This window comes from Klebsiella sp. 28 (assembly GCF_018223905.1).
Taxonomy (GTDB): domain Bacteria; phylum Pseudomonadota; class Gammaproteobacteria; order Enterobacterales; family Enterobacteriaceae; genus Klebsiella; species Klebsiella pneumoniae.
The window spans coordinates 1-19,614 of the sequence record NZ_JAGRQY010000071.1 but is presented as its reverse complement, the minus strand read 5'-3'; the positions used below and the strand labels follow the sequence as shown (position 1 = coordinate 19,614).

Genomic DNA, 19,614 nt, shown 5'->3' with positions numbered 1-19,614 from the left:
GTGGTAATCGAGGTTTTGCTGCGCAGTAACAAGCCAGTTCGGATTGATCGCTATCAATTCTCGCCCTCTTTCATAGCGTTACCTTCGCTGCAAATCCAGCAATGTCGATTTATCAGAGAGCCGTCAGGCTCCATATCAGGAGAAACCCGATGAGTAAATTCCTGGACCGGTTTCGCTACTTCAAACAGAAGGGTGAAACCTTTGCCGATGGGCACGGCCAGCTTCTAAACACCAACCGGGACTGGGAGGATGGATACCGTCAACGTTGGCAGCATGACAAAATTGTGCGTTCCACTCACGGTGTCAACTGCACCGGCTCATGCAGCTGGAAGATTTATGTCAAAAACGGTCTGGTGACCTGGGAAACGCAGCAGACTGACTACCCGCGCACCCGCCCGGACCTGCCGAACCACGAACCACGCGGTTGCCCGCGCGGCGCCAGCTACTCCTGGTACCTGTACAGCGCTAACCGCCTGAAATACCCGCTGATGCGTAAACGCCTGATGAAGATGTGGCGGGAAGCGAAAGTTCAGCATAGCGATCCGGTTGAGGCATGGGCGTCGATTATCGAAGACGCCGACAAAGCTAAAAGCTTCAAACAGGCCCGCGGTCGCGGCGGTTTTGTACGTTCCTCCTGGCAGGAAGTGAATGAGCTGATTGCCGCCTCCAACGTTTATACCGTCAAAACCTACGGTCCGGACCGCGTGGCTGGCTTCTCGCCGATCCCGGCGATGTCGATGGTCTCCTACGCGTCCGGTGCCCGTTATCTGTCGCTGATCGGCGGCACCTGCCTGAGCTTCTACGACTGGTACTGCGACCTGCCGCCGGCTTCGCCGATGACCTGGGGCGAGCAGACCGATGTGCCGGAATCCGCCGACTGGTATAACTCCAGCTATATCATCGCCTGGGGCTCCAACGTGCCGCAGACCCGCACCCCGGATGCGCACTTCTTTACCGAAGTCCGCTATAAAGGGACCAAAACCGTAGCCATCACTCCGGACTACGCCGAAATCGCCAAACTCTGCGATCTGTGGCTGGCGCCGAAGCAGGGTACCGATGCCGCGATGGCGCTGGCGATGGGCCATGTGATGCTGCGTGAATTCCACCTCGATAAGCCGAGCCAGTATTTCACCGACTATGTGCGCCGCTATACCGACATGCCGATGCTGGTGATGCTCGAGGAGCGCGACGGTTATTATGCCGCCGGCCGTACGCTGCGCGCATCCGACCTCGTGGATTCCCTTGGTCAGGAGAACAATCCGGAATGGAAAACCGTCGCCTTTGACGAGAAGGGCGACATGACCGTACCGAACGGTTCCCTCGGATTCCGCTGGGGCGACAAAGGCAAATGGAACCTCGAACAGCGCGACGGTAAAACTGGCGAAGAGATTGAGCTACGTCTGAGCCTGCTGGGCAGCCATGATGAAGTGGCGAACGTCGGCTTCCCGTACTTCGGCGGCGAAGGGTCTGAGCACTTCAACAAAGTCGATCTGGAAAACATTCTGCTGCACAAACTGCCGGCCAAACGCCTGCAGCTGGCCGACGGCTCTACCGCCCTGGTCACCACCGTGTATGACCTGACCATGGCTAACTACGGCCTGGAGCGCGGTCTGAACGATGACAACTGCGCCGCCGGCTACGATGAAGTGAAAGCCTACACCCCGGCGTGGGCGGAGAAGATCACCGGCGTCTCCCGCGCGCATATCATTCGTACCGCCCGTGAATTTGCCGATAACGCCGATAAAACTCACGGTCGTTCGATGATTATCGTCGGGGCGGGCCTCAACCACTGGTTCCACCTCGACATGAACTACCGCGGCCTGATCAATATGCTGATCTTCTGCGGCTGCGTCGGTCAGAGCGGCGGCGGTTGGGCGCACTATGTGGGCCAGGAAAAACTGCGTCCGCAGACCGGCTGGCAGCCGCTGGCGTTCGCCCTTGACTGGCAGCGTCCGGCACGTCACATGAATAGTACCTCGTACTTCTATAACCACTCCAGCCAGTGGCGCTATGAAACGGTGACCGCGCAGGAACTGCTGTCGCCGATGGCGGATAAATCCCGTTACAGCGGCCACCTGATCGACTTTAACGTGCGCGCAGAGCGGATGGGCTGGCTGCCGTCGGCGCCGCAGCTTGGCGTCAACCCGCTGCGTATCGCTGACGAAGCGAAGAAAGCCGGCATGACCCCGGTGGATTACACCGTGAAGTCGCTGAAAGAGGGCTCGATTCGCTTTGCGGCCGAGCAGCCGGAAAATGGCAAAAACCACCCGCGTAACCTGTTTATCTGGCGTTCCAACCTGCTGGGCTCCTCCGGTAAAGGCCATGAATACATGCTCAAGTACCTGCTGGGTACCGAGAACGGCATTCAGGGCAAAGACCTGGGCAAGCAGGGCGGCGTGAAGCCGGAAGAAGTCGAATGGCGGGATAACGGCCTCGACGGCAAACTGGATCTGGTGGTGACCCTCGATTTCCGTCTGTCGAGCACCTGTCTCTACTCCGACATCGTGCTGCCGACCGCCACCTGGTATGAAAAAGACGACATGAATACCTCGGATATGCATCCGTTTATTCACCCGCTGTCGGCCGCCGTTGACCCGGCCTGGGAATCGAAGAGCGACTGGGAGATCTATAAAGGTATCGCGAAGAAATTCTCTGAAGTCTGCATGGGCCACCTCGGCAAAGAAACCGACGTGGTGACCCTGCCGATCCAGCACGACTCCGCCGCGGAAATGGCGCAGCCGCTGGATGTCAAAGACTGGAAAAAAGGCGAATGCGACCTGATCCCAGGGAAAACCGCGCCGCATATTATTCCGGTTGAGCGTGATTACCCGGCGACCTACGAGCGTTTCACCTCGATCGGCCCGCTGCTGGAAACCATCGGTAACGGCGGGAAAGGCATAGCCTGGAACACCCAGAGCGAGATGGATCTGCTGCGTAAGCTCAACTACACCAAGGCGGAAGGCCCGGCGAAAGGCCAGCCGAAGCTGGAAACGGCCATCGACGCCGCGGAAATGATCCTCACCCTGGCCCCGGAAACCAACGGTCAGGTGGCGGTGAAAGCGTGGCAAGCGCTGAGCGAGATCACCGGTCGCGAGCATACGCACCTCGCGCTGAACAAAGAAGACGAGAAGATCCGCTTCCGCGACATTCAGGCGCAGCCGCGGAAGATTATCTCCAGCCCGACCTGGTCTGGCCTGGAAGATGAGCATGTCTCCTATAACGCCGGTTACACCAACGTTCACGAGCTGATCCCGTGGCGCACGCTGACCGGACGTCAGTCGCTGTATCAGGATCACCAGTGGATGCGCGACTTCGGCGAAAGCCTGCTGGTCTATCGGCCGCCGATCGACACCCGTTCGGTGAAAGCGGTGATGGGCGAGAAGTCCAACGGCAACCCGGAAAAGGCGCTGAACTTCCTGACCCCGCACCAGAAATGGGGTATCCACTCGACCTACAGCGATAACCTGCTGATGCTGACCCTGTCGCGCGGTGGGCCTATTGTCTGGATGAGCGAAGCGGATGCGAAAGATCTGGGTATCGAAGATAACGACTGGATCGAAGTGTTCAACGCCAACGGCGCCCTGACGGCGCGTGCGGTGGTGAGTCAGCGCGTTCCAGCCGGGATGACCATGATGTATCACGCGCAGGAACGTATCGTGAACCTGCCGGGCTCTGAAATCACCGGTCAGCGCGGGGGGATCCATAACTCCGTCACCCGTATTACGCCGAAACCGACCCACATGATCGGCGGCTACGGCCACCTGGCCTATGGCTTTAACTACTACGGCACCGTCGGCTCCAACCGCGATGAGTTTGTGGTGGTACGTAAGATGAAGAACATTAACTGGTTAGACGGCGAAGGCAACGACCAGGTACAGGAGAGCGTAAAATGAAAATTCGTTCACAAGTCGGCATGGTGCTGAATCTCGATAAGTGCATCGGCTGCCACACCTGCTCGGTGACCTGTAAAAACGTCTGGACCAGCCGTGAAGGGATGGAATACGCCTGGTTCAACAACGTGGAAAGTAAGCCGGGCGTCGGTTTCCCGAACGACTGGGAAAACCAGGAAAAATGGAAGGGCGGCTGGATCCGCAAAATCAACGGTAAACTGCAGCCGCGCATGGGCAATCGCGCGATGCTGTTGGGAAAAATCTTCGCCAACCCGCATCTGCCGGGCATCGATGATTACTACGAGCCGTTTGATTATGACTACCAGAATCTGCATAACGCGCCGGAGAGCAAACATCAGCCGATCGCCCGTCCGCGCTCGCTGATCACCGGCCAGCGGATGGACAAGATCACCAGCGGTCCGAACTGGGAAGAAATCCTCGGCGGCGAGTTTGAAAAACGCGCCAAAGATCAGAACTTCGACAACATGCAGAAGGCGATGTACGGCCAGTTCGAAAACACCTTCATGATGTATCTGCCGCGCCTGTGCGAGCACTGCCTGAACCCGGCCTGCGTTGCGACCTGCCCGAGCGGCGCCATCTATAAGCGTGAAGAAGACGGCATCGTACTGATCGACCAGGACAAGTGCCGCGGCTGGCGGATGTGTATCACCGGCTGTCCGTACAAGAAGATCTATTTCAACTGGAAGAGCGGGAAATCCGAGAAATGCATCTTCTGCTACCCGCGTATTGAATCCGGGATGCCGACGGTGTGCTCCGAAACCTGCGTGGGCCGTATCCGTTATCTCGGCGTCCTGCTATACGACGCGGACGCGATTGAAAACGCCGCCAGCACCGAGAACGAGAAAGATCTGTATCAGCGTCAGCTGGACGTGTTCCTCGATCCCAACGATCCGAAAGTGATCGAGCAGGCGCTGAAAGATGGCGTACCGCAGGGGGTCATTGAAGCTGCGCAGCAGTCGCCGGTTTACAAAATGGCGATGGACTGGAAGCTGGCCCTGCCGCTGCACCCGGAATATCGCACCTTGCCAATGGTCTGGTACGTGCCGCCGCTGTCGCCGATTCAGTCCGCCGCCGATGCGGGTGAACTGGGTAGCAACGGGATCCTGCCGGACGTGGAAAGCCTGCGTATTCCGGTGCAATATCTGGCGAACCTGCTGACCGCGGGCGATACCCAGCCGGTACTGCTGGCGCTGAAACGAATGCTGGCGATGCGCCACTATAAGCGTGCGGAAACCGTTGACGGCGTCGTTGATACCCGCGCGCTGGAAGAGGTGGGGCTGAGCGAAGCGCAGGCCCAGGAAATGTATCGCTATCTGGCGATCGCCAACTACGAAGATCGTTTCGTGGTGCCGAGCAGCCATCGTGAACAGGCGCGAGAAGCGTTTCCGGAGAAAAACGGCTGCGGCTTTAGCTTTGGCGATGGCTGCCACGGCTCTGACAGTCAGTTCAACCTGTTCAACAGCCGTCGCATCGACGCCATCGACGTGACCAGCAAAACGGAGCCGCACGCATGATTGAACTCGTGATTGTATCGCGTCTGCTCGAATATCCTGACGCTGCCTTATGGCAGCATCAGCAGGAGATGTTCGAGGCGCTCGCGTCATCAGAGAAACTCAGCAAAGAGGATGCCCACGCGCTGGGCGTTTTCCTGCGCGATTTAGTGGCTCAGGATCCGCTGGACGCCCAGGCGGCCTATAGCGAACTGTTTGACCGCGGCCGGGCCACCTCGCTGCTGCTGTTTGAACATGTCCACGGCGAATCCCGCGATCGCGGGCAGGCGATGGTGGATCTCATGGCGCAGTACGAGCGCCACGGCCTGCTGCTGGATAGCCATGAGCTGCCGGATCATCTGCCGCTATATCTGGAGTATCTGGCGCAGCTGCCGGAAGAGGAAGCGCTTGGCGGCCTGCGGGACGTCGCGCCGATCCTCGGTCTGCTCAGCGCGCGCTTGCAGCAGCGCGAAAGTCGCTATGCGGTGCTGTTCGAGCTGTTGCTGAAGCTGGCCAATACTCAGGTCGACAGCCAGAAGGTGGCGGAGAAGATTGCCGACGAAGCGCGCGACGATACGCCGCAGGCGCTGGACGCCGTCTGGGAAGAAGAACAGGTCAAATTCTTTGCCGACCAGGGCTGCGGCGAGTCGGAAATTTCCGCTCACCAGCGTCGTTTTGCCGGAGCCGTGGCCCCGCAATATCTGAATATCTCTAACGGAGGACAGCAATAATGCACTTCCTGAATATGTTCTTCTTTGACATTTATCCGTACATTGCGGGTTCGGTGTTCCTGATTGGCAGCTGGTTGCGCTATGACTATGGCCAGTACACCTGGCGCGCCGCCTCCAGCCAGATGCTGGACCGTAAGGGGATGAACCTGGCGTCGAACCTGTTCCATATCGGCATCCTGGGTATTTTCGCCGGCCACTTCCTCGGCATGCTGACCCCGCACTGGATGTATGAGTCCTTCCTGCCGATCGACGTCAAGCAGAAGATGGCGATGATCGCCGGCGGCGCCTGCGGCGTGATGACCCTGGTGGGCGGGTTACTGCTGCTCAAGCGTCGTCTGCTCAGCCCGCGCGTTCGCGCCACCACCACCGGAGCGGATATTCTGATCCTCTCGTTGCTGATGGTGCAGTGTGCGCTCGGCCTGCTGACGATCCCGTTCTCCGCTCAGCATATGGACGGCAGTGAAATGATGAAACTGGTCGGCTGGGCGCAGTCGGTGGTGACGTTCCACGGCGGCGCGTCACAGCATCTGGATGGCGTGGCGTTTATTTTCCGCGTTCACCTGGTGCTGGGCATGACCCTGTTCCTGCTGTTCCCGTTCTCCCGTCTGGTTCATATCTGGAGCGCGCCGGTCGAATACCTGACGCGCAAATACCAGATTGTCCGCGCCCGTCGCTAACTGGCCCGCGACTGCTCACTGACCCCGCCGCGGCGGGGTTTTTTTTCGCCCCAGCCGAGATTATTCCCAGCGGCAGCAAACAGAATAAGCATCCCACCGAGCAATTGCACCGCGGATAACGCATGGTGGAAGACCAGATAGTCGACCACCATCGCCACCAGCGGATAAATAAAGGAGAGCGAACCGGTAACGGGCGTCGGCAGTTTCTGTATCGCGCTATATAAAAGCTGATACATGATCCCGGTATGGACGATGCCGAGGATCAGCAGATAGCGCCAGGGGAAGCTGGCCGTCAATTCTGGGGCATGCACCAGCGGCAGCAGCATCACGACGCCGACGAGAACCTGAATGAAGGCGATATGCTGCGCGGGGAGCGGATGCAGTTTGCGCGCGATGATGGCGGTCAGGGCATAGAAGAATGCCGCGCCCAGCGCCAGCAACACGCCGGTGGTAAGCCCCTCTTCGTGTGCAGGCATCAGCTCGCTCGACAGCAGGATCACTACGCCGCCAAAGGCCAGCAGTAACCATCCCCATTTCACGGCGCTGACCCGTTCCCCCAGCACCATCCCCATCAGTACCAGCATAAACGGCTGGGTGTTATAGACCACGGTGGCCATACCGATTGAGATCCGCGAATAGGCGGCAAACAGCAGCAGCCAGTTGACGACCAGCGCCGCGCCGCCAATCACCGCCAGAGCGAGAGTGAAACGCGTTAGCCGGCTGAAGGGCTGGCGGCTTAACACGATAAACACCAGCAGGGTTAGCGCGCCAATCAGGCAGCGCCAGAACACCACATCAGTCACCGGCAAACCAGAGAGCAGCACGAACGCGCCGATCGAGCCGGAGATTATCATTGCCAGGCTCATCTGCCAGACGCCGCGGGTAAGTTGCATTTTTCACCTCCACCATTTTTTAGTTATTGTGCGAAAAACCCTGACAGGGTGATATGGCTGAATTAAGGTAGAAGGGGGGAAATGCCTTTTATAATTAGGTGAAATATATGAATGACGTACTTGATGAAATTGACCGGGCGATCCTCACCTGCCTGACTCAGGATGCCAGAGTTTCGCTCAAGGTCCTGAGCGCGCGAGTGGGGCTGACCTCGCCGAGCACCGCCGAGCGGGTGAAGCGCCTGGAGGAGCGGGGTGTCATTCAGGGCTATGGGGCGCGGGTAAATCTCGCCGCGCTGGGCTATAGCCTGCAGGCGCTGGTGCGGGTCCGGCCGCTGCCTGGGCTGCTGCAGAAGGTGGATAAATATATCCAGGCGATGCCGGAATGTATTGAAAGTGACAAGGTGACCGGGGAAGATTGTTTTGTGATGCGTCTCGTGGTGCGCGATATTGCCCAGCTGGATACTCTGCTGGACGGTCTGGCGGAGTATGCGCAGTGTAACACCTCGGTGGTGAAAAGCTCGCCGGTAAAAAGGCGGTTACCACCGCTGTGAGTTTTTCCGGAGGCGGTGCTGCGCACCTGTCCGGGCTACCAGACGGCACCACTTGTAGCCTCGCTAAGCGAAGCGCGAGCGATGAGACAGCAGAACAGGTGGCTGAGAGAGTGCAGGAATGTGTAGCCTCGCTAAGCGAAGCGCGAGCGAGGAGATAGCCGAACCGGTGGCTGAGAGAGTGCAACAGTGGTGGGGGAAGGATTACTCGGCGCTAAAGCGCCTCGCCCTTCGGGCCGTTGCCTGCGGCAACGTTCTCTCGCTTCGCTCGAGTCGAACCTTAGTCGAAGCTTCTCATCCTTCCCCGTGGGGCAGAATATAGAATATCGTAGAGTAATTGGATTGAGGTGTTTTTTAAGAAGATGGTGGTGGGGGAAGGATTACTCGGCGCTAAAGCGCCTCGCCCTTCGGGCCGTTGCCTGCGGCAACGTTCTCTCGCTGCGCTCGAGTCGAACCTTAGTCGAAGCTTCTCATCCTTCCCCATGGGGCAGAATATAGCGTATCGCAGGTGGAATAAGCTGGGCAATACATGAAGAGGTGGTGGTGGGGGAAGGATTCGAACCTTCGAAGTCGATGACGGCAGATTTACAGTCTGCTCCCTTTGGCCGCTCGGGAACCCCACCAGGGGTAAAATCACATTGTAGGCTATTCAGCAAAATGAATGGTGGTGGGGGAAGGATAACTCGTCGCTATCTCTCCTCGCCCTTCGGGCCGTTGCCTGCGGCAACGTTCTCTCGCTGGCGCTCGAGTCGAACCTTAGTCGAAGGTTCTTACCCTTCCCGCTAAGTGCAAACATCGTTTACGCTTGTCGGGGAAACCATATCACTGTAGTGAATAATGGTGGTGGGGGAAGGATTCGAACCTTCGAAGTCGATGACGGCAGATTTACAGTCTGCTCCCTTTGGCCGCTCGGGAACCCCACCACGGGATAATGCTTGGTACTGGCCTGCTTCCTTCTCGGGAAGCGGGGCGCATCATACCAAATGATGCGCCCCTGTAAAGCATTCGTTTGACAAAAATAAACTGGTTGCCTGATTTTTACACGTAACGCCGTAAAGCTAACCAATTCATTTCTCAGTCGATTAAAGAATAATCGTCCGGTTACCGTAAACGAAGACGCGCTGCGCCAGTACCTGATACAGCGCCCGGCTCAAGACGTTTTTTTCAACATCGCGCCCAGCGCGCATCATATCTTCTGCGGTATAAGTATGATCGACGTGAATCACGTCCTGCATGATGATCGGGCCTTCATCCAGATTGTCATTCACGTAGTGGGCGGTAGCGCCAATGATTTTCACGCCGCGCTCATAGGCCTGATGATAGGGACGGGCGCCGATAAACGCCGGCAAAAACGAATGGTGGATATTGATGATTTTGTTCGGGAAGCGGGCGACAAATTCTGGCGTCAGGACGCGCATATACTTGGCCAGTACCACGTAATCCGGTTCGTGGGCGGCGATAGCATCGCCCATCCGCTGATCGTGTTCTTCGCGGCTCAGTCCTTCATGGCTGACCAGCTCAAACGGAATACCAAAGCGCTCCACCAACGAGCGCAGGGTGTCATGGTTGCCGATAACCGCGGCAATATCGACATCCAGCCCGCCGTAGTTGGCTTTCATCAGCAGATCGCCCAGACAGTGCGCCTCTTTCGTCACCAGAATCACCACCCGGCGACGGCCTGCCGGATTTAGTTCGCGGATGGAGCCTTCAGGCAGGGCGCTGTCGAGATCGGCCAGCAGAGTAGCGTCGTTAAAAATGCCTTCCAGTTCGGTGCGCATAAAGAAACGACCGGTACGGTGGTCAACAAACTCATTGTTCTGCACAATGTTGAGTTCATGCTTGTAGCAGATATTGGTGATACGCGCGATGAGGCCTTTCTGATCAGGGCAAATAGTGCGTAGTACTTTACGTTGTAATGAATGCATCGCGAGGAAAATCCTGTAATGTTTGCAAGCGCTGTGCCAGCGTTACTGGCCGCAGCATTTTTTAAATTTTTTACCTGAGCCGCAGGGGCAGGGGTCGTTACGGCCAATCAGCGGTCGTGTCCCGTCGATATAGTACCACTGTCCATTTTCTTTTAAGAATCTGGAACGTTCAATAATGGCGCCAGGGCGGTTATTGTCATTAAAGCGGGCGACAAAGCTGACAAAACCTTCATTTGGAGCTCGCCCCTCATCACTGGCGAACAGGGTTAAGCCCAGCCATTCGGTCTGGGAAAACCCTTTCTCCAGCTCGGCGCGAAATTGCTGCGCCTGACAGGACGGGTGCCAGGTTTTGATTAGATAGTCAGCGTCTTTCATGACGAACGCGCTATAACGAGAGCGCATAAGCTGTGACGGGCCCGGCGCAAGCTCAGCGCCGGACAGATATCGCTGGCAACATGAGCTATACTCCAGTGCGCTGCCACAGGGGCATAATTGCGACAAAACTGCCTCCATGGAAGAAAGAGTAACGGCGCTTCTACGCCAAAGGGCATTATGTTAACTGAGCCGTGACAATGTTGCCACGCTCAGAGTGGAAGGATAGTTATTAGTACTAATGAGAAAGCTTAAAATTGGTCTGGCGCTAGGTGCGGGAGCCGCTCGCGGATGGTCGCACATTGGCGTCATCAACGCCCTCCAGCGGGCCGGTATTGAGATTGATATCGTAGCCGGTTGTTCTATCGGTTCGCTGGTAGGGGCGGCGTATGCCTGTAACCGACTCCCGGCACTCGAATCATGGGTCTGCTCATTCAGCAACTGGGATGTCCTGAAGCTGATGGATCTCTCCTGGCGCCGGGGGGGACTGCTGCGGGGGGAAAAGGTATTCAATCATTACCGCCGCATTATGCCCGTCACCGAGATTGAACGCTGCGAGCGCCGGTTTGCCGCTGTTGCCACCAATTTAAGCACCGGTAGGGAGCTGTGGTTTACCGAAGGCGATCTACATTTAGCCATTCGCGCCTCCTGCAGTATGCCGGGGTTAATGTCGCCAGTAAGGCATAATGGTTACTGGCTGGTCGATGGCGCGGTGGTCAATCCGGTTCCTGTGTCGCTCACCCGGGCAATGGGAGCGGATATTGTGATTGCCGTCGACCTGCAACATGATGCCCATCTTATGCAGCAGGATTTGTTCTCCCTTGAAACGCCGCGGCAGGAAGCGGAAGAGAAGGAGGGGCCATGGCATACTCGTCTGCGCGCGCGCTTGACGCGAATGAGTTCCCGCCGTACGGCCGTGACGCCGACGGCGATGGAGATCATGACCACCTCTATCCAGGTACTGGAAAACCGTCTTAAACGCAATCGTATGGCGGGTGACCCGCCGGATATCCTGTTGCAGCCATACTGTCCGCAAGTTTCGACGCTTGATTTTCATCGCGCCGGAGAGGCGATCGCCGCGGGGCAACTGGCGGTAGAAAAGAAAATGGATGAATTATTACCATTAGTGCGTACAGCCGTTTGACGTACGAGTTACTGACTTAAGCAAATTCTGACAGGCGATAGTGAGAATAGCGTGCCACTATTGAATTATCGTCAGCCAGGGGAGATATCATGACGCAGCCATTGGCGGGAAAACAGATTCTGATAGTTGAAGACGAACCCGTTTTCCGCTCACTCTTGCATGGATGGCTGACCTCGCTGGGAGCAACAACCTTCCAGGCGGAAGATGGCAAGGATGCCCTGCATAAAATGACGGAGGTGCATCCGGACCTGATGATTTGCGACATTTCTATGCCGAGAATGAACGGTCTGGAGCTGGTGGAAACGCTGCGTAACCGCGGCGAACAGTTACCGATCCTGATGATCTCCGCCACCGAAAACATGGCGGATATAGCTAAAGCGTTGCGACTTGGCGTCCAGGACGTGCTGTTAAAGCCAGTAAAAGATTTCGATCGCCTGCGCGAGACCGTTTACGCCTGTCTCTATCCCGCGATGTTCAGTTCGCGCGTGGAAGAGGAAGAGCGTTTATTTGAGGACTGGGATGCGCTGGTCAGTAATCCCATCGCCGCTTCAAGACTATTGCAGGAATTACAGCCGCCGGTGCAACAGGAAATGTCGCACTGCCGTATTCATTATCGACAACTGGTGTCGGCAGACAAGCCCGGTCTGGTACTCGATATCGCGCCGCTTTCGGAAAATGATTTGGCTTTCTATTGTCTGGATGTCACACGCGCAGGCGATAATGGCGTGTTGGCAGCATTATTGCTGCGCGCGTTGTTTAATGGTCTGCTGCAGGAGCAACTGGCGCACCAGGGACAACGGCTACCAGAAATGGGAAGTTTGTTAAAACAGGTGAATCAACTGCTGCGTCAGGCAAATCTTCCGGGCCAGTTCCCTCTGTTAGTAGGGTATTACCACAGCGGGCTGAAAAATTTAATTCTGGTGTCAGCGGGACTTAATGGCACGCTGAATACGGGGGAGCATCAAATTCAGATTAGTAATGGCGTTCCTTTGGGGACGCTGGGTGATGCTTATCTTAACCAAATTAGCCAACGCTGCACCTCGTGGCAGTGCCAAATTTGGGGGGCTGGCGGTCGTTTACGCTTAATGTTGTCTGCGGAATGAGCAATTGCGTTTATATCTAAGCAGACGGGATTACCTCTTGCCCTTTAGCGGTGGTAACATCGAGCAGTTTTATGCGTAAAAGTCCTAATTCGAGGCTATCGGCAGCTTTTCAGACCAGTGAATACGCGGTTGACTGATATACTCGACACGTTATTTGTAACGAGAAGTTTAAAAAACAAACAGTCCAGGAGATTTCAATGGCTGCCCTTAATTCTAAAGTCAGAAAAGCGGTTATCCCGGTTGCGGGATTAGGCACCAGGATGCTGCCGGCCACCAAAGCGATTCCAAAAGAAATGCTGCCGCTGGTAGATAAGCCGTTAATTCAGTACGTTGTTAATGAATGTATCGCTGCAGGAATTACTGAAATTGTTCTGGTAACGCACTCGTCGAAAAACTCTATCGAAAACCATTTCGATACCAGTTTTGAGCTGGAAGCGATGCTGGAAAAACGTGTAAAACGCCAGCTGCTGGAAGAAGTGCAGTCTATTTGCCCGCCGCACGTGACTATTATGCAAGTTCGTCAGGGCCTGGCGAAAGGTCTGGGTCACGCGGTGTTGTGCGCCCATCCGGTAGTGGGAGATGAGCCGGTCGCGGTTATTCTGCCAGACGTTATTCTGGATGAATATGAATCCGATCTGAGCCGCGATAACCTCGCTGAGATGATCTCTCGCTTCGATGAGACTGGCGCCAGCCAGATTATGGTTGAACCTGTCGAAGACGTAACCGCTTATGGCGTGGTTGACTGCAAAGGCGAATCTCTGAAGCCGGGCGAAAGCGTACCGATGGTGGGCGTGGTTGAGAAGCCAAAAGCTGACGTTGCGCCGTCCAACCTGGCGGTGGTGGGGCGTTATGTCCTCAGCGCCGATATCTGGCCGCTGCTGGCGAAAACCCCTCCGGGCGCTGGTGATGAAATTCAGCTGACTGACGCCATTGATATGCTGATCGAGAAAGAAACGGTTGAAGCTTATCATATGAAAGGCAAGAGCCATGACTGCGGTAATAAGCTTGGCTACATGCAGGCGTTTGTCGAATATGGTATTCGTCACAAAACGCTGGGCGACGATTTTAAAGCCTGGCTGGAAACGGCGGTAGCGAAGTAATCCGCCGCGCGGTTGAAAGCACAAACCGGGAGCGCATCTGCGACTCCCGGTTTTTTTATATCGGCCCTGAGGGCAAAAAAAATCCCGCCGCAGCGGGATTTTTTATAGCGATCAACGGAGATTAGATCAGGAAATCGTCCAGTGATTTACCTTGCTCATCCATTGCTTTTTTGATCACAGCCGGGGTACGGCCCTGACCGGTCCAGGTTTTGGTTTCACCATTTTCGTCAACATAGCTATATTTAGCCGGACGTGCAGCACGCTTGGTTTTGGTACCGGCTTTAACAGCAGCCATGGTGCTCAGCAGTTCATTCGGATCAATACCGTCAGCAATCAGCATTTCACGGTATTGCTGCAGCTTACGCGTACGCTCTTCAATTTCTGCCGCGGCAGCGTTTTCTTCTTCACGGCGCTCGTTAACGACGACTTCTAATTTTTCCAGCATTTCTTCGAGCGTTTCCAGGGTGCATTCTCTTGCCTGCGCACGAAGAGTACGGATGTTGTTCAAAATTTTAAGTGCTTCGCTCATTGTAGTAATCTCAAACTTATATTGTGGGGTGGTTTGTTGAACTAATAATAGAGCGATAAAATGCGTTGTGCAATAGGGGGGAATGTAAGGAATTCAAAATTACTGGTTATTTGTCGCGAGAATTAATTAATTTAAGTTAAAATTCCCGTGCCGCTTCACATCTTTCATCGCTTATAGCGATGAGGCGAAGGCAAGCTAAAACATTGAGACGGTATGCTTTTTGAGAGGTTCAGTGAGAGAAATGATCCTTTACATGGGTAAATAACCCTCGTCAGTATTAGCGCATTTTTGGTTACAAGGCTTAATATAAAACAACCGGCAGCCCTGCTTATAGCCCATGGGCAACCGGTCTATAAGCACGAAAAGACAATGGTTAGCGCGCCAGTAGCGTAACGGGGCGTACAAATAGTGGCCCTGAAAATTCAATTCATCTTCTTAATCCTTTCGGTTTGCAGGCCCTTCAGCTTCGCGACAATACCCCTGCTGAAAGCGCGGCTGTGCGCATAAAATATGGTACAATCGTCGCCGCGATAAAACACTTTGATTGGGGTCACGCAGCCGATGGCACAACTTTATTTCTACTACTCTGCAATGAATGCAGGTAAGTCGACCGCTCTGTTGCAATCTTCGTACAATTACCAGGAGCGGGGGATGCGTACCGTCGTTTATACCGCTGAGATTGATGACCGCTTTGGCGCCGGAAAAGTCAGTTCGCGTATCGGGCTCTCCTCGCCGGCCCGATTGTATAATCCACAGACCTCGTTATTTGACGATATTGCGGCGGAGCACCAGCTAAAGCCGATTCACTGCGTGCTGGTGGATGAAAGCCAGTTTCTGACGCGTGAACAGGTTCATGAGCTGTCCGAAGTTGTCGATACGCTGGATATTCCGGTGCTTTGCTATGGGTTGCGGACGGACTTTCGCGGTGAGCTCTTTACCGGCAGCCAGTATTTACTGGCCTGGTCAGATAAGCTGGTTGAGCTGAAAACGATCTGCTTCTGCGGCCGCAAGGCCAGCATGGTATTGCGCCTCGATCAGGAGGGGCGTCCTTATAATGAGGGTGAGCAGGTCGTCATCGGCGGTAATGAGCGGTACGTATCGGTCTGCCGTAAGCATTATAAAGAGGCGCTGAGCGTCGGTTCGTTAACCAAGGTACAAAACCAGCACCGTCCCTGCTGATACCCTCAGAAGCTCGTACAGGCGCCTGTGGGCGCCTTTTTAATGTCTGCTATAGGTTGGCGTAGCTGGCGATAAAGAATGGCTGATAGCGGGGATAAAAAAAGCCCCGTCAGGTGACGGGGCTTGTCGCGATGCTATCGCTGTTGGTTAAGCGGATTTTTTCGCTTTTTTCTCAGCCTTTACCGGAGCAACTTCGGCTTTCGCACCGGCTTCGCCTTCGACGAATTCGCGGCCGTAGTAGGTATCCAGCAGGATCTGTTTCAGTTCGGAGATCAGCGGGTAGCGCGGGTTAGCGCCGGTGCACTGGTCATCGAATGCATCTTCAGACAGTTTATCAACGTGGGCCAGGAAGTCAGCTTCCTGAACGCCAGCTTCGCGGATAGATTTCGGAATACCCAGCTCAGCTTTAATGCTTTCCAGCCATGCCAGCAGTTTCTCGATTTTCGCTGCGGTGCGGTCGCCTGGTGCGGAGAGGCCCAGGTGATCGGCGATTTCAGCGTAACGACGACGAGCCTGCGGACGGTCGTACTGGCTGAACGCGGTCTGCTTGGTCGGGTTGTCATTCGCGTTATAGCGGATAACGTTGCAGATCAGCAGGGCGTTGGCCAGACCGTGCGGAATATGGAACTGGGAGCCCAGTTTGTGCGCCATCGAGTGACACACGCCGAGGAAGGCGTTAGCGAACGCGATACCGGCGATAGTCGCGGCACTGTGTACGCGCTCACGGGCAACCGGGTTCTTGGAACCTTCGTGATAGGAAGCCGGCAGGTACTCTTTCAGCAGTTTCAGCGCCTGCAGCGCCTGGCCGTCAGAGAACTCAGAAGCCAGTACGGAAACGTAAGCTTCCAGGGCGTGAGTCACCGCATCCAGACCACCGAACGCACACAGCGATTTCGGCATATCCATCACCAGGTTGGCATCGACAATGGCCATATCCGGGGTCAGCGCGTAGTCTGCCAGCGGGTATTTCTGACCGGTCGCGTCATCGGTCACCACGGCGAACGGCGTAACTTCAGAACCGGTACCGGAAGTGGTAGTGATCGCCACCATCTTGGCTTTGACGCCCATTTTCGGGAACTTGTAGATACGTTTACGGATATCCATAAAGCGCAGCGCCAGTTCTTCGAAGTGGGTTTCCGGATGTTCGTACATGACCCACATGATTTTCGCCGCATCCATCGGGGAACCGCCGCCCAGGGCGATGATCACGTCTGGTTTAAAGGAGTTCGCCAGGTCGGCACCTTTACGTACGATGGTCAGCGTCGGGTCAGCTTCAACTTCGAAGAAGACTTCCGTCTCAACACCCGCAGCTTTCAGTACGGAAGTGATCTGATCGGCATAGCCGTTGTTGAACAGGAAGCGGTCAGTCACGATCAGCGCGCGTTTGTGACCATCGGTAATCACTTCATCCAGTGCGATTGGCAGGGAGCCACGACGGAAGTAGATAGATTTCGGAAGTTTGTGCCACAACATGTTTTCAGCTCGCTTAGCAACGGTTTTCTTGTTGATCAGGTGTTTCGGACCAACGTTTTCAGAGATGGAGTTACCACCCCAGGAACCACAACCCAGAGTCAGGGAAGGCGCGAGTTTGAAGTTGTACAGGTCACCGATACCACCCTGAGAAGCCGGGGTGTTGATCAGGATACGCGCGGTTTTCATCATTTGGCCGAAGTAAGCCACGCGAGCCGGCTGGTTGTCCTGGTCGGTGTACAGGCAAGAGGTGTGACCGATACCGCCCATGGCGACCAGTTTTTCTGCTTTGGCTACCGCGTCTTCGAAATCTTTTGCACGGTACATAGCCAGCGTCGGAGACAGTTTTTCGTGAGCAAACGGCTCGCTCTCGTCAACGTTGGTCACTTCACCAATCAGAATTTTGGTGGTGGCCGGCACGGTGAAGCCTGCCAGTTCAGCGATTTTGGCCGCTGGCTGACCAACGATAGCCGCGTTCAGCGCGCCATTTTTCAGGATAATGTCCTGAACGGCTTTCAGCTCTTTACCCTGCAGCAGGTAGCCGCCGTGGCTGGCGAAACGTTCGCGAACCGCGTCATAGACTGAATCAACCACCACAACGGACTGCTCAGAAGCACAGATCACGCCGTTATCGAAGGTTTTAGACATCAGTACGGACGCTACGGCACGTTTGATGTCGGCGGTTTCATCAATGACTACCGGGGTGTTACCGGCGCCGACGCCGATAGCAGGTTTACCGGAGCTGTATGCTGCTTTCACCATGCCTGGACCACCGGTCGCCAGGATCAGGTTGATGTCCGGGTGATGCATCAGCGCGTTAGACAGTTCTACAGACGGCTGATCGATCCAGCCAATCAGGTCCTTCGGCGCGCCGGCCGCGATGGCAGCCTGCAGCACGATATCAGCCGCTTTGTTGGTGGCTTCTTTTGCACGCGGGTGCGGAGAGAAAATGATGGCGTTACGCGTTTTCAGACTGATGAGCGATTTGAAAATGGCTGTTGAAGTCGGGTTAGTGGTCGGTACGATACCGCAGATGATGCCGATAGGCTCAGCAATAGTGATGGTGCCAAAGGTGTCGTCTTCTGACAGAACGCCACAGGTTTTTTCGTCTTTATAAGCGTTGTAAATGTATTCGGAAGCGAAGTGGTTTTTGATCACTTTGTCTTCAACGATGCCCATGCCGGATTCGGCTACGGCCATTTTGGCGAGAGGGATTCGAGCATCTGCAGCGGCCAGAGCGGCGGCGCGGAAGATTTTGTCGACTTGTTCTTGAGTGAAACTGGCATATTCACGCTGGGCTTTCTTGACACGCTCAACAAGCGCGTTCAGTTCAGCGATATTAGTAACAGCCATAATGCTCTCCTGATAATGTTAAACTTTTTTAGTAAATCAGTCGCTCGATTCGACATTATAGACAGGCCGTTAACAGCTTGCATGTAAATGTTTATGTAGAAAAATCAGGGCGCTGTTTCACCGATTTACTAAAAAAGCTTTATCTCTTTCGCTTTCAGGTACTGCTGCCTTCCACTCTGTTGGTGTCATCAAGATTACTCACTTCTGAGTACAAATTACGTGATTTAGATCAAGTATTGTCGCTGCTGATACCTTTCAGCTGACTGCTTTTTGACCGGTTCGATCAAGTGTGATGGGAGGGTTTTGAAATTAAAAAAACGATTAGCATTAAATATACAAATGACTAACATTCGATACATATCACCGGGTTATGCATATTTATAATGAATATTGCAGGTAAAAAGCGTATGTTTCGCGCAGTTATTTTATGCTGTTAACAGTCAACCGCCAATTTTGATGATGCTGCGGAGCCCAATGTGACTCAATCACTGTTCGATTTTTCTGCATATTTCAAGTTTTTCATCGGCTTATTTGCCCTGGTTAACCCGGTTGGCATTATTCCGGTATTCATCAGTATGACCAGCTATCAGCCGGCTGCGGTGCGTAATAAGACCAACCTCACCGCCAACCTGTCGGTGGCGATCATCCTCCTGACGTCGCTGTTCCTCGGCGATGGCATTCTGCAGATTTTCGGTATCTCCATTGATTCCTTCCGTATCGCCGGCGGCATCCTGGTGGTGACCATCGCGATGTCGATGATCAGCGGTAAGCTCGGCGAAGATAAGCAGAACAAGCAGGAAAAGTCGGAGACGGCGGTCCGGGAGAGCATCGGCGTCGTTCCTCTCGCGCTACCATTAATGGCCGGGCCAGGGGCAATCAGTTCAACTATCGTCTGGGGGACCCGGTACCACTCCTGGGTGCATCTGGTCGGGTTCTCACTGGCGATAGCGGTATTTGCCCTCTGCTGCTGGGGGATTTTCCGTATGGCGCCGTGGCTGGTCCGTTTGCTGGGGCAGACGGGAATCAACGTCATCACCCGTATTATGGGCCTGTTGCTGATGGCTCTCGGCATTGAGTTTATTGTGACCGGGATTAAAGCGCTTTTCCCAGGACTGCTGAGTTAGTTCGTCGCCAGCAGGCGGGGAGTCTCGCTTCACGCCTGCGCGATTATTAGCAAAACCTATTAGCC

17 protein-coding genes, 2 tRNA genes and 3 other RNA genes are annotated in these 19,614 nt (G+C 55.0%); 11 read left to right on the top strand and 11 right to left on the bottom strand.

Annotation, left to right across the window (positions count from 1 at the left end; translation table 11 throughout):
• Positions 1 to 149: 149 nt before the first annotated feature.
• From KHQ28_RS13590 to narI, 4 genes are read left to right on the top strand one after another with little or no spacing between them, the layout of a single operon-like run.
• Positions 150 to 3,893, top strand: a complete 3,744-nt coding sequence (locus tag KHQ28_RS13590) for a nitrate reductase subunit alpha (protein WP_032418823.1) — start codon at positions 150 to 152, stop codon at positions 3,891 to 3,893.
• Complete coding sequence (gene narH / locus KHQ28_RS13585) at positions 3,890 to 5,425, top strand: nitrate reductase subunit beta (RefSeq protein WP_002910193.1); 1,536 nt, start codon at positions 3,890 to 3,892, stop codon at positions 5,423 to 5,425. Before KHQ28_RS13590 ends, narH begins: the two co-directional genes overlap by 4 nt.
• Positions 5,422 to 6,132, top strand: a complete 711-nt coding sequence (gene narJ, locus KHQ28_RS13580; RefSeq protein ID WP_002910191.1) for a nitrate reductase molybdenum cofactor assembly chaperone — start codon at positions 5,422 to 5,424, stop codon at positions 6,130 to 6,132. The genes narH and narJ overlap by 4 nt, the downstream gene beginning before the upstream one ends.
• A complete protein-coding gene (gene narI, locus KHQ28_RS13575; protein WP_002910189.1) occupies positions 6,132 to 6,809 on the top strand; it encodes a respiratory nitrate reductase subunit gamma in 678 nt (225 codons plus the stop codon). Before narJ ends, narI begins: the two co-directional genes overlap by 1 nt.
• Here the strand turns inward: narI and KHQ28_RS13570 are convergent.
• Positions 6,806 to 7,702, bottom strand: a complete 897-nt coding sequence (locus tag KHQ28_RS13570) for a DMT family transporter (protein ID WP_004189450.1) — start codon at positions 7,700 to 7,702, stop codon at positions 6,806 to 6,808. The two genes, narI and KHQ28_RS13570, sit on opposite strands and share 4 nt — an antisense overlap.
• 107 nt (positions 7,703 to 7,809) lie before the next feature.
• Between KHQ28_RS13570 and KHQ28_RS13565 the strand changes: the two genes are divergently transcribed.
• Positions 7,810 to 8,253, top strand: coding sequence for an Lrp/AsnC family transcriptional regulator (locus KHQ28_RS13565; RefSeq protein WP_004152249.1), 444 nt, complete (start codon positions 7,810 to 7,812; stop codon positions 8,251 to 8,253).
• Positions 8,254 to 8,437: 184 nt separating this feature from the next.
• On the opposite strand, the gene KHQ28_RS13560 is transcribed toward KHQ28_RS13565, so the two are convergent.
• From KHQ28_RS13560 to KHQ28_RS13530, 7 genes are all read right to left on the bottom strand, one after another.
• Positions 8,438 to 8,569, bottom strand: a non-coding RNA gene (locus KHQ28_RS13560) — RtT sRNA.
• Between the two features lie 44 nt (positions 8,570 to 8,613).
• A non-coding RNA gene (locus tag KHQ28_RS13555) (RtT sRNA) lies at positions 8,614 to 8,745 on the bottom strand.
• Between the two features lie 43 nt (positions 8,746 to 8,788).
• A tRNA-Tyr gene (locus KHQ28_RS13550) sits at positions 8,789 to 8,873 on the bottom strand.
• 39 nt (positions 8,874 to 8,912) lie between these two features.
• Positions 8,913 to 9,045, bottom strand: a non-coding RNA gene (locus KHQ28_RS13545) — RtT sRNA.
• A gap of 43 nt (positions 9,046 to 9,088) precedes the next feature.
• A tRNA-Tyr gene (locus KHQ28_RS13540) sits at positions 9,089 to 9,173 on the bottom strand.
• Positions 9,174 to 9,332: 159 nt separating this feature from the next.
• Positions 9,333 to 10,175, bottom strand: coding sequence for a formyltetrahydrofolate deformylase (gene purU, locus KHQ28_RS13535; protein ID WP_004151854.1), 843 nt, complete (start codon positions 10,173 to 10,175; stop codon positions 9,333 to 9,335).
• 42 nt (positions 10,176 to 10,217) lie between these two features.
• The gene (locus KHQ28_RS13530) at positions 10,218 to 10,676 is read right to left on the bottom strand and encodes a YchJ family protein (RefSeq protein WP_002910109.1); all 459 of its coding nucleotides are present in this window, start codon (positions 10,674 to 10,676) and stop codon (positions 10,218 to 10,220) included.
• Between the two features lie 112 nt (positions 10,677 to 10,788).
• Between KHQ28_RS13530 and rssA the strand changes: the two genes are divergently transcribed.
• The 3 genes from rssA to galU all read left to right on the top strand — a co-directional run bounded on the left by rssA (position 10,789) and on the right by galU (position 13,894).
• Complete coding sequence (gene rssA / locus KHQ28_RS13525) at positions 10,789 to 11,691, top strand: patatin-like phospholipase RssA (RefSeq protein ID WP_002910108.1); 903 nt, start codon at positions 10,789 to 10,791, stop codon at positions 11,689 to 11,691.
• Between the two features lie 89 nt (positions 11,692 to 11,780).
• Positions 11,781 to 12,794 carry a two-component system response regulator RssB gene (gene rssB / locus KHQ28_RS13520; RefSeq protein WP_002910107.1) on the top strand — a complete coding sequence of 338 codons (1,014 nt, stop codon included), beginning with the start codon at positions 11,781 to 11,783 and terminating at the stop codon, positions 12,792 to 12,794.
• Between the two features lie 197 nt (positions 12,795 to 12,991).
• On the top strand, positions 12,992 to 13,894 hold the full coding sequence (gene galU, locus KHQ28_RS13515) for a UTP--glucose-1-phosphate uridylyltransferase GalU (protein ID WP_002910105.1): 903 nt from the start codon (positions 12,992 to 12,994) through the stop codon (positions 13,892 to 13,894).
• 121 nt (positions 13,895 to 14,015) lie between these two features.
• Here galU and hns read toward each other — a convergent pair whose 3' ends face one another.
• Both hns and KHQ28_RS13505 read right to left on the bottom strand, forming a co-directional pair.
• Positions 14,016 to 14,423, bottom strand: coding sequence for a histone-like nucleoid-structuring protein H-NS (hns, locus tag KHQ28_RS13510; protein ID WP_002910103.1), 408 nt, complete (start codon positions 14,421 to 14,423; stop codon positions 14,016 to 14,018).
• A 422-nt stretch (positions 14,424 to 14,845) separates the two neighbouring features.
• Positions 14,846 to 14,977 carry a hypothetical protein gene (locus KHQ28_RS13505; protein WP_004145401.1) on the bottom strand — a complete coding sequence of 44 codons (132 nt, stop codon included), beginning with the start codon at positions 14,975 to 14,977 and terminating at the stop codon, positions 14,846 to 14,848.
• 7 nt (positions 14,978 to 14,984) lie between these two features.
• Here KHQ28_RS13505 and tdk point away from each other — a divergent pair, with 7 nt between their 5' ends.
• On the top strand, positions 14,985 to 15,602 hold the full coding sequence (gene tdk, locus KHQ28_RS13500; protein WP_002910100.1) for a thymidine kinase: 618 nt from the start codon (positions 14,985 to 14,987) through the stop codon (positions 15,600 to 15,602).
• Between the two features lie 147 nt (positions 15,603 to 15,749).
• Here the strand turns inward: tdk and adhE are convergent, their stop codons facing one another.
• Positions 15,750 to 18,425 carry a bifunctional acetaldehyde-CoA/alcohol dehydrogenase gene (gene adhE, locus KHQ28_RS13495; protein ID WP_002910097.1) on the bottom strand — a complete coding sequence of 892 codons (2,676 nt, stop codon included), beginning with the start codon at positions 18,423 to 18,425 and terminating at the stop codon, positions 15,750 to 15,752.
• A gap of 77 nt (positions 18,426 to 18,502) precedes the next feature.
• On the opposite strand from adhE, the gene KHQ28_RS13490 reads away from it, so the two are divergent.
• Positions 18,503 to 18,688 (top strand): hypothetical protein, encoded by a 186-nt coding sequence (locus KHQ28_RS13490; RefSeq protein ID WP_032103886.1) that lies wholly within the window; start codon positions 18,503 to 18,505, stop codon positions 18,686 to 18,688.
• A gap of 213 nt (positions 18,689 to 18,901) precedes the next feature.
• On the top strand, positions 18,902 to 19,549 hold the full coding sequence (locus KHQ28_RS13485; protein ID WP_002910095.1) for a YchE family NAAT transporter: 648 nt from the start codon (positions 18,902 to 18,904) through the stop codon (positions 19,547 to 19,549).
• The last annotated feature ends 65 nt before the right edge of the window (positions 19,550 to 19,614 follow it).

Excerpts from the sequence above, each read along its gene's own strand:
- rssA (WP_002910108.1), top strand. The coding sequence starts at position 10,789 with ATGAGAAAGCTTAAAATTGGTCTGGCGCTAGGTGCGGGAGCCGCTCGC.
- KHQ28_RS13565 (WP_004152249.1), top strand. The coding sequence starts at position 7,810 with ATGAATGACGTACTTGATGAAATTGACCGGGCGATCCTCACCTGCCTG.
- narI (WP_002910189.1), top strand. The coding sequence starts at position 6,132 with ATGCACTTCCTGAATATGTTCTTCTTTGACATTTATCCGTACATTGCG.
- galU (WP_002910105.1), top strand. The coding sequence starts at position 12,992 with ATGGCTGCCCTTAATTCTAAAGTCAGAAAAGCGGTTATCCCGGTTGCG.
- purU (WP_004151854.1), bottom strand. The coding sequence starts at position 10,175 with ATGCATTCATTACAACGTAAAGTACTACGCACTATTTGCCCTGATCAG.
- KHQ28_RS13570 (WP_004189450.1), bottom strand. The coding sequence starts at position 7,702 with ATGCAACTTACCCGCGGCGTCTGGCAGATGAGCCTGGCAATGATAATC.
- hns (WP_002910103.1), bottom strand. The coding sequence starts at position 14,423 with ATGAGCGAAGCACTTAAAATTTTGAACAACATCCGTACTCTTCGTGCG.
- narH (WP_002910193.1), top strand. The coding sequence starts at position 3,890 with ATGAAAATTCGTTCACAAGTCGGCATGGTGCTGAATCTCGATAAGTGC.
- adhE (WP_002910097.1), bottom strand. The coding sequence starts at position 18,425 with ATGGCTGTTACTAATATCGCTGAACTGAACGCGCTTGTTGAGCGTGTC.
- narJ (WP_002910191.1), top strand. The coding sequence starts at position 5,422 with ATGATTGAACTCGTGATTGTATCGCGTCTGCTCGAATATCCTGACGCT.
- KHQ28_RS13590 (WP_032418823.1), top strand. The coding sequence starts at position 150 with ATGAGTAAATTCCTGGACCGGTTTCGCTACTTCAAACAGAAGGGTGAA.
- rssB (WP_002910107.1), top strand. The coding sequence starts at position 11,781 with ATGACGCAGCCATTGGCGGGAAAACAGATTCTGATAGTTGAAGACGAA.
- tdk (WP_002910100.1), top strand. The coding sequence starts at position 14,985 with ATGGCACAACTTTATTTCTACTACTCTGCAATGAATGCAGGTAAGTCG.